Here is a 13258-nt window from a genome sequence, read left to right on the forward strand (position 1 = left end):
GATCTCACCTAGTTCCTTCTCCCATGGGAGTCTCGCCATTTCCCCACCAACCCAGCCACAGGAGAATAACGGGCCCTTCCAGAAGAGAGAATCCTCGCCTTCTTAACTGGCCTTAAATGCTTCTATGCCAGGCTATTACAGATCTTTATAGCATGAAAATAGTCTCATATGCTCATTTTGTGCATCAAGAAGATATCTTAAGTGGTTTCGGGTTGCTGGTTTGGCAAGGGCCGGAGGGGGACGATGTAGACTCCTGCGGGATGAACATGATCGGTGAGATCCCGCAGGGCTGTTAAGCCCGAGGAAGCTCACCACATGCCCGCGGAAAGCGAAATCGTCCCCCGCAGGACCTAATTCTCACAAAAGTCTCGAAACTGAGTCTTAAACAAACCGGAGCTTAACCTTAAAATCACCACAGAAGTCTAACAGAGCCTTTTATAAAAAGAAAATATGCTCGGCATGGACTGTTTCTTCAATCCTGAGAATACCAAACGAGTAATAAGGCAGCTTCCGTTTATCGGTTACAGACCCTGGATTAAACAACATGACTTTGTTCATATATCGAGTCACAGGCAGGTGAGAATGACCAAAAATAATGATATCCACTTCCTCATCTTTAAACCCTTCCAGCGCCCTCTTCTCCGTCGTTTTCTTCTCCCCATGCCCGTGAATGATACCAATTCGAAAACCATTCAACTCGATTGTCTGCTTATAAGGAAAAACGGATTGAATATCCTCCCCGTCTACGTTTCCATAAACGCCATACACAGGCGGTCCATATGCCTTTAGTTCTTCCACAACTTCCTTCGTCTGCCAGTCCCCCGCATGGATGATTGCGTCAGCTGAAGATAGTTCCTGAACGAACCTCTCCGGCAGAGATGCCCCTTTTTTGGGCATATGGGTATCTGATAGTACCACTATTTTCATGATGACGTCCTCCTTCTTCTTTATTTCTACCCGCTTATTAAAACTATGAGATAAAAAAATCCCCCTTGCTCCGTTAGAGCGCAAGGGGAATGTGTTTACTGAATCGGTGTTTTATTTGGTGTGCCGGCTTTACGCGGGTATTTCTTCGGTGTTTTCCGGCGTTTTTCGATAATCGCAATATTCCTTTCACTATCCTCTTCCGGGAGGGTAAACGTATGCACGTTTTCCACCTCTCCCCCGACCGTTTGGATAGCAACTGCTGCATCTTCCATTTCATCGGCAAGGTTAGGTCCTTTCATAGCCATGAAATGACCCCCTTTTGCGGTAAGAGGCAGGCATAATTCACTCAGTACGGACATTCGAGCGACGGCGCGAGCCATGACCAGGTCATATCCTTCGCGAAATTTAGCGTTTTTACCAAAGTTTTCGGCACGATCATGGTAAAAGGCCACGTCATCAAAGCCTAATTCGTGGGCTAAGTGATTCAAAAAGGTAATCCGCTTTTTTAACGAATCGACAATCGTTACTTTCAAGTGCGGAAACACAATTTTAAGCGGCAGACTTGGAAACCCTGCCCCGGCTCCAACATCACAAATCTTCAAAGGCTGGGTGAAATCATAATAAAACGAAGCGGTCAAAGAGTCATAGAAGTGCTTAAGATACACACCTTCCTTATCCGTAATCGCTGTGAGATTCATTTTTTCATTCCATTCCACAAGAATTTCGAAGTACTTATGGAACTGCTGCTGTTGCTGCTCGCTTAATTCAATACCCTGGTTCTTAAGCGATTCTAGAAAGGTGTTAATATCCATGCTTCCATCCTTTCGTTTTATTCACCCGATACGCGAGCGATTTTTCCTTGTTCGATATAAACAAGTAATATAGATACATCGGCCGGATTTACTCCGGATACACGCGAAGCCTGCCCCACAGATAACGGTCTGACTTCTTTAAGACGGTCGCGGGCTTCTGTTGCAAGTCCGTGAATATCATCGTAATCGATATTTTCAGGAATTTTCTTCGTTTCCATCTTCTTCATACGTTCGATTTGCTCGAGCGCTTTTTTAATATACCCGCTATATTTGACTTGGATTTCTACTTGTTCCTTCACATCTTCTGGTAATGAAACCTCACTAGGGGTTAAACGCTCCAGGTGACTGTATTTCATTTCAGGACGCTTCAGTAAATCAAGGGCGCGTACCGCTTCCTTCAAGCGAGTACCTCCCGCTTCCTCAATCACCGCCTGTACTTCGTCTGTGTCCTTCAGGATCACTTTATCTAAGCGAGCTTTCTCCTCTTCGATCCGCTGCTTTTTCTCAAGGAACCGCTGATAGCGCTCTTCAGGAATTAAGCCGAGTTCGTATCCTTTTTCCAGCAGACGTATATCCGCATTGTCATGGCGAAGCATTAGACGGAATTCTGCACGTGAAGTAAGGAGACGATAAGGTTCGTCCGTGCCTTTTGTCACGAGGTCATCGATCATAACGCCGATGTAACCTTCTGAGCGGTCGAGAATTAATGTCTCGAGATCCAGTGCTTTCGCCGCTGCGTTAATCCCTGCCATTAGACCTTGACCAGCTGCTTCTTCATAGCCGGATGTTCCGTTTAATTGGCCTGCGGTAAACAGTCCGGAAATTTGCTTCGTTTCCATTGTCGGCCATAGTTGAGTAGGTACGATCGAGTCGTATTCAATGGCATAGCCTGCCCGCATGATTTCAGCATTTTCAAGGCCTGGCACGGTTCTCATCATTTCGTTCTGAACATATTCAGGCAGCGAAGTAGAAAGACCTTGCACGTAAACTTCTTCCGTGTCGCGTCCTTCTGGTTCCAGGAAAATCTGGTGCCTTGGTTTATCATTAAAGCGTACAATTTTATCTTCAATCGACGGACAATAACGAGGCCCGGTACCACGTACCGCTCCTGAATACATCGCGGACAAGGTTAAATTATCATCAATGATTTTGTGTGTTTCTTCATTGGTGTAAGTCAGCCAGCAAGGAATTTGATCCGTAATGAACTCTGTCGTTTCATATGAAAAGGATCTTGGTTCCTCTTCACCCGGCTGGATTTCCGTTTTGGAATAATCAACCGTGTGGCTGTTCACCCGCATCGGTGTACCCGTTTTAAAGCGGACCATGTTAATTCCCAGTTCCTCAAGCTGCTCGGAAAGAGAAACCGTAGAACGCTGGTTATTAGGACCGCTCTCATAGGAGAGGTCTCCAATCAGGACACGTCCACGCATGAACGTTCCCGTCGTTACGATCACCGTTGGAGCATAGTAAGCGGCTTTCGTTTCCGTAACGACTCCTTTGATTTCGTTGTCCTCGACAAGCAACTTCTCGACCATTCCCTGTCTAAGCGTCAAGTTTTCCTGATTTTCTAGAATCCTCTTCATTTCTTTAATATAAAGTGGTTTATCTGCCTGAGCTCTCAGTGCTCGTACAGCAGGACCTTTTCTTGTATTAAGCAGACGCATTTGAATGTGCGTTTTATCAATTACTTTCCCCATAGCGCCGCCCAGTGCATCGACTTCACGGACTACGATACCTTTCGCCGGTCCGCCGATCGAAGGGTTACACGGCATGAAAGCGACCAGATCAAGGTTGAGAGTAAGCATTAACGTTTTTGCGCCTCTGCGGGCTGCAGCAAGACCTGCTTCTACCCCTGCATGACCGGCACCGATTACAATTACGTCATAATGCCCAGCATCATAAGTCATTTATTGTCTCTCCTTTGTTGTTGTTTATTTCCCTAAGCAAAATTGTGAAAACAACTGATCGATCAAGCTTTCGTGTACGGTATCTCCGATAATTTCCCCAAGGATTTCCCAGGTTCTCGTTACATCTATTTGGACCACATCAAGCGGTACGCCCATTTCCATACCGTTTTGTGCGTCTTCCAGTGCTTGCTTTGCCTGCTTGAGCAATTGCACGTGGCGTACGTTAGACACGTAAGTCATATCACCCGCATCCAGTTCTCCTTCAAAGAAGGTATCTGCAATCGCATTTTCAAGCTGATCAATGCCTTCTTCATGAATTAAAGAAGTAGAGATAACGGGATGTTCACCCGCAAGTTCTCTCACCTGATCGATATCTAATTTTGGTTCTAAATCCATCTTATTGACAATCACAATAATATTCATGTCATCAATGGCTTCAAATAGCTGCTTGTCTTCTTCATTCAGCTCATCCCCATAGTTTAACACAAGAAGGATGAGATCGGCTTCCTGCAATACTTGTCTTGATCGTTCGACACCGATTCTTTCAACGATATCTTCGGTTTCCCGAATACCAGCCGTGTCGATCAGACGAAGCGGTACACCTCGGACATTGACATATTCCTCAATCACATCCCGAGTCGTTCCCGGCACTTCCGTTACAATAGCTTTATTTTCGTGTACCAATGTGTTCATTAAAGACGATTTTCCGACATTAGGCCGGCCGATAATAGCCGTTCCTAAGCCTTCTCGTAAAATTTTTCCCTGGCGGGCGGTCTGAAGAAGATTCGAAACTTCTGCATGAACTTCTTTCGTCTTTTGTTCCATCATTTCATGCGACATTTCTTCGACATCGTCATATTCAGGATAATCAATATTTACTTCGACATGTGCCAAAGTTTCTAAAAGCTTCTGCCTCAGATCTTGAATGAGATTAGACAGGCGTCCGTCCATTTGCTTTAAAGCTACATTCATAGCCCTGTCCGTTTTCGCACGAATCAGGTCCATAACAGCTTCTGCCTGAGACAAATCGATTCTGCCATTTAAGAACGCGCGCTTCGTAAACTCACCCGGCTCTGCAAGTCGACCTCCACTTGCTAAGACGATTTCAAGGACACGATTCACGGAAACGAGACCGCCGTGGCAGTTAATTTCAACGATATCTTCCCTTGTAAAGGTCTTAGGCGCACGCATAACGGAGACCATTACTTCTTCTGCGGTCTCTCCCGTATCAGGATCAATTATTTTACCGTAATGCATCGTGTGGGAGTCGACTTCGTTTAAATCCTTTCCGCGAAATAACTCTCCAGCTATAGAGACAGCTTGCGGACCACTAAGTCGAACGATTGCTATAGCACCTTCTCCCATAGGGGTAGATATGGCAGTTATCGTATCTGTTTCCACACGCGCTCACCTCCTAATGTTTCTATTTTATATTTATCCACAACGTAGAATTAATTGTAGTCACTAACTTAATAGAATATCACATCAGCCCGTTAATTGAAAAGATATCAACAACCTATTACCGGATCTTTCTCTTTAATCCCATTATCCACATGTGTATAACTCATTATTCAAGACGTACTGTTAAATATTCGTGTTGAGTATTACAGATAAGCTCCCGTTTCTGTAATACTCAGTTTCGAGATAATTGGGCCCGTTACATTAAATTGAGAAGGGCTGGTGGGGAAATAACTCGCTTTCCTATGGGGAAACGGTGAGCTTCCTCGCTCGTTTCACTCCCTGCGGGATCTCGCCTAGTCCCTTCTCCCATGGGAGTCTCGCTATTTCCCCACCAACCCACCCACAGGAGAATAACGGACCCTTCTTTAGAAGTGCAACTGTTGGTTCTAAATCCTGCTGTAAGAGGGCTTTTCGACAAAACCTCACGAGAAACTAAAGCTCACACCACGTTTTACACGCTTTCTATATAAGAGGTATTCCCTATCATTTCGTGTCTCTTATTTCAGCAAGGTCCGTAGGGGGACGATGAAGACTCCCGTGGGATGAACATGATCGGTGAGACCCCGGAGAGCGTAGCTCGAGGAGGCTCAGCACATGCCCACGGAAAGCGAATCGTCCCCCGCAGGACCTACACTGTTACCCGATATCTCGCATATTCAACTAACCGGCCCTTTAGTTGAAAGAGTCTAATCAACACTAACACCCCAAAGAACCATTCTATAATACTGGATTTGCGTAAAAAATCCCATAAAAAAACTTCTGCCAACAATTATTGGCAGAAGTTTTTAGTTAACATCTAACTTCTTCAGGAAGGACGAATAACCACGTGTCTTCGCGGATCATTTCCATCAGAATCTGTTACGACTTTTTTATGGTTTTGAAGAGCCGAATGAATAATCTTCCGTTCATAGGAAGGCATAGGCTCAAGCTTGACTTCTTTACCGGTAGAAACCGCCTTTTCCGCTAATCGCTTAGCCAGAGTTTCAAGCGTTTCTTTTCGTCTTGCCCGGTAACCTTCTGCATCAAGCATAACGTTATAGAACTGATCGGATTCCCGATTAACGGCGAGCTGAGTTAAATATTGCAATGAATTTAAGGTTTGTCCGCGTTTTCCAATGAGCATGGCGATCTTATCACCTTCAAGCTGCATGGCAATATCACGGTCTTTAACTTCTGTTTTCACTTGTACAGGAGCACCCATTTGCTTTGCTACTTCCATGATGAATAATTCGGCATCCTGCACTGGATCTTTTTGAATAGATACTTTTACGATTGCCGGTTTTGAACCAAAACCAAGAAATCCTTTTTTACCTTCATCAATGACATCTACATGAACTTGGTCCTTCGATGTTTGTAATTGTTCTAGTGCTGATTGGACCGCTTCATCAACTGTGGTTCCAGTAGCAGTTATTTGCTTCACTCACCTGCTCCTCCCGTCGCATCTTTCATCATTGGCTTACGAATAAAAATGGTCTGAAGAATCATTACGATGTTACCTACAATCCAATAGATGGCCAGGGCTGATGGGAAGAAGAATGCAAATGTACCGATCATTAGCGGCATGATGTAAATCATCATCTGCATTTGCGGGTTTTGAGCTGCTGCTCCTCCCGCCATCATCAGCTTCTGCTGCAGGAATGTGGTAGCTGCTGTAAGAATCGCAAGGAATGGATCAGATTGTCCTAATTCCATCCATAGAAAACTGTGAGTTTGAATCTCAGATGTTCTCATAATAGCATGATAGAAACCAATCAATATCGGCATTTGCACAATAATAGGCAGACAGCCTGCCAATGGATTAACTCCATTTTTCTGGAAAAGCTGCATCGTTTCCTGCTGAAGTTTTTGCTGGGTCTGTGCATCTTTAGAAGAATATTTTTCTCGTAATTCTTTAAGTTCCGGCTGAATTTCCTGCATAGCTTTTGAACTTTTTAACTGTTTAACGTTTAACGGCAGTAACAATACTCGGATAATAATGGTTACGATTACAATCGCCAATCCAAAACTTCCGTTTGTCAGATCCGCAAAATACAAGAGCGTTTTAGATAATGGAAAAACAATATATTCGTTCCAGAATCCTGTACTATCCTCGGTGATATCCTGATTGACCTGGGTACACCCGGATAAGAACGTAAGCACACCTGCCATGGCAAGCAATGCTATTACTTTGTTACGCAACGTTCCTTCCTCCTTACTGAATCCCTCTGGCTATTCATTTAAAATTAATTTTCTGTCCATACATCAGTGTAGCATTATTTCATAGAATAATTCTATAAGATGATGTCTTAATTTTTCTTATTCAATAGCTTTGACCTTGATAGAACATGGATCAAGCTTTTTTTCGTTTCATGAAAGTTCATATTATTAGTTGGTTTTCTAGCAATAATTACAAAGTCATATTGAGGATGGATTTGGTCTTCCAGTTCGTGAAAGGCTTGTCTTAAATAACGTTTCACCTGGTTACGCACCACTGCAGGTCCAATCCTCTTGCTGACAGAGAGGCCAATTCGAAAATGAGCCTGGTCTTCTTTTTTCCAATAGTAAAGGACGAGTTGCCGGTTCGCGAACGACTGACCGCGCTGAAATACTTTTTGGAATTCTTCATTCTTTTTAATTCGGTATTCTTTCTTCATAGAACTCCCTCCAAAAATAAAAAGCGCTGAATGCCACTTAGACTTTCACGCCCTGAACATTAGAAAAGCGCAGTGGATCTCATAGAAGAGACCCGCTCCGCAAGACAATCTTAACTAGAAAAAAAGACCACTGAGTGTTTTCAGTGGCCTAGGCTGATAAAACTTTTCTTCCTTTACGACGGCGACGAGCAATTACTTTACGGCCGTTTGGGCTGCTCATGCGCGTACGGAAGCCGTGTACTTTTTTGCGCTTACGATTATTTGGTTGAAATGTGCGTTTCATTATATATACACCTCCTGAGGAATAATTCCATAACTTACTTCTAAAAGGCAGTCCCAATAATTATAATCAACGAACCTCATTTCTGTCAATGTCCTTTTCATTCAATCCTTCCAGATCGACTTAAACTCCATCCGTTATATAACAGTTTGTGTACTATAACACCTCGTTGATTTTTTGATCGAAATAAGCGAAAATAAAATACATTCAGCGAACATCCACAGGCTGTGTGTATATTTTTTTCGACTCCACCTGACTGTCCACACCAAATATCGACAAGGTATTCACAAAATATAGTGTTGTGGATAGCATCTGTCTACAAGGTGTGGTAATTGTGGATAAGTTCCTCTAAATCATTGCAACTCTAGTTTTTATTTGGTATTATATTTGTGTTTAAGCGTGAATGACTTCTAAGTGTCTAAAATCTTTTCCACAGATTGTGGATAACGTGTGGACATTTATTAACACGGCTGTATATGCTTTTATGCACAGGAATGTGGATAGTGAAAATAACTTTCTATAAGTCTTGTATGTCGCAAATCTCGCATCCACATTTAATTTAGAAGTTTTCTAACGATAAAGAGTATACAAAACTTATACAACTACCTTTCGATCCTTTTGCTACGTTCGAAAAAGAGAACGAAAGGTTTTTTTGTTTTCCATTTATAGAGAAAGGGGTGAAACAATTTGGAGAACATACACGAACTTTGGAATAACACCTTGGAGCACATTAAAGAAAAAATTAGTAAGCCGAGCTTTGAAACTTGGCTGAAGGCTACCAAAGCTGATTCTCTTAGTGAAAATACCCTGACGATTGTAGCTCCGAATGAGTTTGCCAGAGACTGGCTTGAGAACCAATATGAGGGATTGATTACGGAAACGCTCTATGAAGTGACAGGAGCGGAATTAGATACAAGATTTATTATTCCGGAGACAAAAGAAGAAGCGATGGATGACGTGAAGCTTTCATCCAAGAAGGTTCCTGATGTGAAAAACAACGGGAATGAAGAGACACCGCAAAGTATGCTGAATTCAAAGTACACGTTTGATACATTTGTTATCGGTTCCGGAAACCGCTTCGCCCATGCAGCATCCCTTGCTGTGGCTGAAGCACCGGCTAAAGCTTACAATCCGCTGTTTATCTATGGTGGGGTCGGACTGGGAAAAACACACCTGATGCATGCGATTGGCCATTATGTCCTGGACCATAATCCGAATGCTAAAGTCGTTTATTTGTCGTCTGAAAAGTTTACGAATGAATTTATTAATTCGATTCGAGACAATAAAGCCGTCAACTTCCGAAATAAATACCGCAGTGTAGATGTACTTTTAATCGATGACATCCAGTTTCTTGCAGGTAAAGAACAGACTCAGGAAGAGTTCTTCCATACGTTTAATACACTTCATGAAGAAAGCAAGCAGATCGTGATCTCCAGTGACCGGCCGCCTAAAGAGATTCCAACCCTTGAAGATCGGTTACGCTCTCGCTTTGAATGGGGGTTAATTACGGATATTACGCCGCCGGATTTAGAAACACGAATTGCCATTCTGCGAAAGAAAGCGAAAGCAGAAGGGCTGGATATTCCAAACGAGGTCATGCTCTACATCGCGAACCAAATCGATACAAACATTCGAGAGCTTGAGGGAGCTCTTATTCGCGTGGTGGCTTATTCGTCTTTAATTAATCGGGACATTAATGCTTCTCTTGCAGCTGAAGCGTTGAAGGATATCATTCCAAGCTCTAAGCCTAAAGTGATTACGATTAATGCGATTCAGGAAATGGTTGGAGAGAAATATAATGTGAGATTAGAAGATTTCCCAGCCAAGAAACGTACCAAAACGATTGCTTTTCCACGTCAAATCGCTATGTATCTATCAAGAGAGTTAACTGACTTTTCTTTACCGAAGATAGGTGAAGAATTTGGTGGCCGTGATCACACAACGGTCATCCATGCCCACGAAAAGATTTCTAAAATGGTAGCAGCCGATCAACAGCTCCAAAAAGAACTTGATGAAATAAAAGAGCAGCTGAAGACCTAGGTGGATAATGTGAATAACGGTACCACGTTCATCAACAACTTATACACATGTGGATAACCTTGTTTTGTTTGGGTTGAACTCCGTTATCCACAAATCCACAGCGCATACTATTACTATTACGGTTATTAAGAAAAAAAATATATATAATATAGGTTCACTAGGAGGAAGGTATTCATGAAATTTATAATTCAGCGGGAGCAGTTGATGGAGAGCGTTCAAGATGTGATGAAAGCTATTTCATCCAGAACGACGATCCCTATTTTGACCGGAATGAAATTGGAAGTTAGTGAAGAGGGCGTAAAACTGACTGGAAGTGATTCAGATATTTCAATTGAATCTTTTATTCCACAAGAAGAAGACGGGATCGTTTATGTAGAGAATATTGACCCGGGAAGTATCGTTCTACAAGCTAAATATTTTCCTGATATCGTTCGTAAACTACCCCAAAATACCGTAGAAATCGAAAGTGACAACCACAGAAATGTCACGATTCGTTCAGGTAATGCTGAATTCCATTTGAATGGCCAGGATCCTGAAGAATATCCGCAGCTTCCTCAGTTACATACCGAGGATAGCTTTGAACTGCCCATTGACCTTTTAAAGAATTTAATTCGTCAAACTGTATTTGCCGTTTCTACTTCCGAAACTAGACCAATTTTGACGGGTGTTCATGTGCGTATGGAAAATGGAGAACTCGAATTTATCGCAACGGACAGCCACCGTCTGGCATCCAGGAAAATTCCACTGGACCAGCCAGAGGGCAAAAATCTGCCTCCTGTTGTCATTCCGGGTAAAAGTTTGACGGAACTCAATAAAATTCTTGATGATTCAGAAGATACGATTGAAGTAAGTGTCACAGAGAACCAGGTATTGTTCCGGACCAAGCACTTGTACTTCCTGTCCCGTCTTCTGGAAGGAAATTATCCAGAGACTTCACGTTTAATTCCTGAACAAAGTAAAACAATCGTGAAAATCGACACGAAAGAATTACTTCAGTCTGTGGATAGGGCGTCCCTTTTAGCTAAAGAAAATCGTAATAACGTCGTTCGTTTAGTTACTAAAGAAAACAACCACCTTGAAATCACAGGTAACTCCCCTGAAGTAGGAAATGTGGTTGAAGAAGTTACAGCTGATGAAGTAAACGGAGAAGACCTAAAGATTTCTTTTAGTGCGAAATACATGATGGATGCTTTAAAAGCTGTAGATTATGATCAAGTAAAAGTAGAATTCACAGGAGCGATGCGCCCCTTCTTGATCCGTCCAGTAGATGACGAACAAATTCTTCAGCTGATCCTGCCTGTCAGAACCTACTGATTTATAAAAAACGTGTTAGTATAAAAGATATGCCAGATATTCGAATCTAGTACTAGTTTATAAGAGGCGCTGTTATGAAAATCATAGCGGTGCCTCTTTTTTGTGCAGAGCCCCTGAGACTGAATAAATCTCTTGGACTTTTCTTATACCTTTATCTTTAGTAAAATAAAATAAGGTGAATTCATGGAATAGGGTGAATGATATGAGCGAACGTATTGAAATATCCACGGAATATATCACGCTTGGACAATTTCTAAAATTATCCAACGTTGTGGAATCTGGTGGAATGGTTAAATTATTCCTTAAAGAATTTGAAGTTTTTGTAAATGGAGAGTTGGAAAACCGCCGCGGGCGCAAGCTTTACCTGGGAGATACAGTAGAAATAGAAGAGTTTGGCAGCTTCACGGTTGTACGTGAAGAATAAGGTGAAAAGAAACTGACTTATGTATATTCATGAGTTGTCGTTGCGGTCGTTTCGAAATTATGATCAATTGTCCCTGACATTCGATCATAAGATAAATGTCATTATTGGTGAAAACGCCCAGGGAAAAACCAATTTGATGGAAGCGATCTATGCTTTAGCCTTTACAAAATCGCATCGGACCCCGAGGGATAAAGAATTAATACAATGGGATGCCGAGTATGGTAAAATAAAAGGGAGTATATTTAAACGGAATCGCCGTTTTCCTCTTGAGATTGTCATTTCGACCAAAGGGAAAAAAGCGAAATTAAATCATATTGAACAAAAGCGCCTCAGCGACTACATAGGTGCTTTGAATGTAGTTATGTTTGCACCTGAGGATCTTAACCTGGTCAAAGGAAGCCCTCAGGTGCGTCGTCGGTTTATCGACATGGAAATCGGCCAAATTCAACCAACTTATATCTATCATTTAGGACAATATCAGAAGGTTCTTCGTCAGCGTAATCACCTGCTGAAAGATTTGCAGCGTAAGCCTCACGCTGATCGGACGATGCTTGGCGTATTGACGGATCAATTGATGGAGCATGCAGCGACGATTGTTGATCGAAGGTTTAAGTTTATGCAGCTGCTCCGTTCATGGGCGACTCCCATCCATGAAGGAATCAGCCGAAAGCTTGAAAAACTTGATATTTCTTATAATGCAAGTGTCAAAGTATCAGAGGATATGAATTTGGACACAATAAAGAAAATATACATGGAAAAATTTTCAGAAATTGAAACAAAGGAAATTGAAAGGGGAACTACGCTTGCAGGTCCTCACCGGGATGATCTTATATTTTATGTGAATGGAAAAGATGTTCAGACCTATGGTTCCCAGGGCCAGCAGAGAACCACCGCCCTGTCTTTGAAACTCGCAGAAATTGAACTCATTCATAGTGAAGTGGGCGAGTACCCCATTCTTCTGTTGGACGATGTGCTCAGCGAACTGGACGATTACCGGCAGTCACATCTGCTTCATACCATCCAGGGGAAAGTTCAAACCTTTGTTTCAACGACTAGTATAGATGGAATTGAGCATGAAGCTTTGGAGCACGCAGAAATCTTTCATGTTAAAGAAGGAACGATCGAAGTAGAGAAATGAGGTGGCAAATTGTTCATTCATATCGGTGACGATCACGTCATCCAATCGAAAGATGTGGTAGCGATTATCGATCACAGTTTGATGACGTCGTCCTCTATTATCGAGGAAATGATTTTTAATCAGCGAAAAAACAGACGCGTGGTGGAAACAGAAGAAGACCATGTAAAAGCCATCGTCATTACCAATGATTATATATATTTCAGCCCGCTATCCGTTTTCACTCTGAAGAAGAGGGCCAATATGAAGACCACGTTAAATAAACTGGAAGACTTCTCTGAAGAGTCAGGTGGGTAAGAGGAGATCATCCGTAAGATAGTTTATA

13 protein-coding genes are annotated in these 13258 nt (G+C 42.4%); 5 read left to right on the forward strand and 8 right to left on the reverse strand.

The genetic code is table 11. The features are described from left to right. Positions 1–435 precede the first annotated feature (435 nt). The 8 genes from ACTWPM_RS18100 to rpmH form a co-directional block, all read right to left on the reverse strand. Positions 436–927 (reverse strand): metallophosphoesterase family protein, encoded by a 492-nt coding sequence (locus ACTWPM_RS18100; RefSeq protein ID WP_443134390.1) that lies wholly within the window; start codon positions 925–927, stop codon positions 436–438. 95 nt (positions 928–1022) lie between these two features. After that, positions 1023–1739 (reverse strand): 16S rRNA (guanine(527)-N(7))-methyltransferase RsmG, encoded by a 717-nt coding sequence (rsmG, locus tag ACTWPM_RS18105; RefSeq protein WP_443134391.1) that lies wholly within the window; start codon positions 1737–1739, stop codon positions 1023–1025. Positions 1740–1756: 17 nt separating this feature from the next. After that, positions 1757–3646, reverse strand: coding sequence for a tRNA uridine-5-carboxymethylaminomethyl(34) synthesis enzyme MnmG (mnmG, locus tag ACTWPM_RS18110; protein ID WP_443134392.1), 1890 nt, complete (start codon positions 3644–3646; stop codon positions 1757–1759). A 24-nt stretch (positions 3647–3670) separates the two neighbouring features. Then, the gene (gene mnmE, locus ACTWPM_RS18115; protein WP_443134393.1) at positions 3671–5047 is read right to left on the reverse strand and encodes a tRNA uridine-5-carboxymethylaminomethyl(34) synthesis GTPase MnmE; all 1377 of its coding nucleotides are present in this window, start codon (positions 5045–5047) and stop codon (positions 3671–3673) included. Between the two features lie 865 nt (positions 5048–5912). Continuing rightward, entirely contained in the window at positions 5913–6527 is a 615-nt protein-coding gene (gene jag / locus ACTWPM_RS18120) for an RNA-binding cell elongation regulator Jag/EloR (protein ID WP_443134394.1), read from the reverse strand. Continuing rightward, the gene (gene spoIIIJ / locus ACTWPM_RS18125) at positions 6524–7285 is read right to left on the reverse strand and encodes a YidC family membrane integrase SpoIIIJ (RefSeq protein WP_443134395.1); all 762 of its coding nucleotides are present in this window, start codon (positions 7283–7285) and stop codon (positions 6524–6526) included. The genes jag and spoIIIJ overlap by 4 nt, the downstream gene beginning before the upstream one ends. A 107-nt stretch (positions 7286–7392) precedes the next feature. Continuing rightward, a complete protein-coding gene (rnpA, locus tag ACTWPM_RS18130; protein WP_443134396.1) occupies positions 7393–7740 on the reverse strand; it encodes a ribonuclease P protein component in 348 nt (115 codons plus the stop codon). A 148-nt stretch (positions 7741–7888) separates the two neighbouring features. Next, the gene (gene rpmH, locus ACTWPM_RS18135; protein ID WP_014645390.1) at positions 7889–8023 is read right to left on the reverse strand and encodes a 50S ribosomal protein L34; all 135 of its coding nucleotides are present in this window, start codon (positions 8021–8023) and stop codon (positions 7889–7891) included. Between the two features lie 684 nt (positions 8024–8707). Between rpmH and dnaA the strand changes: the two genes are divergently transcribed. From dnaA to remB, 5 genes are all read left to right on the forward strand, one after another. Next, the gene (gene dnaA, locus ACTWPM_RS18140) at positions 8708–10060 is read left to right on the forward strand and encodes a chromosomal replication initiator protein DnaA (protein WP_443134397.1); all 1353 of its coding nucleotides are present in this window, start codon (positions 8708–8710) and stop codon (positions 10058–10060) included. Positions 10061–10234: 174 nt separating this feature from the next. Further along, positions 10235–11374 (forward strand): DNA polymerase III subunit beta, encoded by a 1140-nt coding sequence (gene dnaN / locus ACTWPM_RS18145; RefSeq protein ID WP_443134398.1) that lies wholly within the window; start codon positions 10235–10237, stop codon positions 11372–11374. A 202-nt stretch (positions 11375–11576) separates the two neighbouring features. Then, positions 11577–11798 carry a S4 domain-containing protein YaaA gene (gene yaaA, locus ACTWPM_RS18150; protein WP_443134399.1) on the forward strand — a complete coding sequence of 74 codons (222 nt, stop codon included), beginning with the start codon at positions 11577–11579 and terminating at the stop codon, positions 11796–11798. Positions 11799–11817: 19 nt separating this feature from the next. Beyond that, positions 11818–12936: a DNA replication/repair protein RecF gene (recF, locus tag ACTWPM_RS18155; RefSeq protein ID WP_443134400.1), complete on the forward strand. Its 1119-nt coding sequence runs from the start codon at positions 11818–11820 to the stop codon at positions 12934–12936. A gap of 9 nt (positions 12937–12945) precedes the next feature. After that, positions 12946–13230: an extracellular matrix regulator RemB gene (gene remB, locus ACTWPM_RS18160; RefSeq protein WP_014641303.1), complete on the forward strand. Its 285-nt coding sequence runs from the start codon at positions 12946–12948 to the stop codon at positions 13228–13230. The last annotated feature ends 28 nt before the right edge of the window (positions 13231–13258 follow it).

This window comes from Halobacillus sp. K22 (assembly GCF_052246795.1).
GTDB lineage: Bacteria > Bacillota > Bacilli > Bacillales > Halobacillaceae > Halobacillus.

Bases quoted from the DNA above. Each gene is read 5' to 3' on its own strand.
- ACTWPM_RS18100 (WP_443134390.1), bottom strand. From the start codon at position 927: ATGAAAATAGTGGTACTATCAGATACCCATATGCCCAAAAAAGGGGCA.
- rsmG (WP_443134391.1), bottom strand. From the start codon at position 1,739: ATGGATATTAACACCTTTCTAGAATCGCTTAAGAACCAGGGTATTGAA.
- mnmG (WP_443134392.1), bottom strand. From the start codon at position 3,646: ATGACTTATGATGCTGGGCATTATGACGTAATTGTAATCGGTGCCGGT.
- rnpA (WP_443134396.1), bottom strand. From the start codon at position 7,740: ATGAAGAAAGAATACCGAATTAAAAAGAATGAAGAATTCCAAAAAGTA.
- rpmH (WP_014645390.1), bottom strand. From the start codon at position 8,023: ATGAAACGCACATTTCAACCAAATAATCGTAAGCGCAAAAAAGTACAC.
- dnaN (WP_443134398.1), top strand. From the start codon at position 10,235: ATGAAATTTATAATTCAGCGGGAGCAGTTGATGGAGAGCGTTCAAGAT.
- yaaA (WP_443134399.1), top strand. From the start codon at position 11,577: ATGAGCGAACGTATTGAAATATCCACGGAATATATCACGCTTGGACAA.
- recF (WP_443134400.1), top strand. From the start codon at position 11,818: ATGTATATTCATGAGTTGTCGTTGCGGTCGTTTCGAAATTATGATCAA.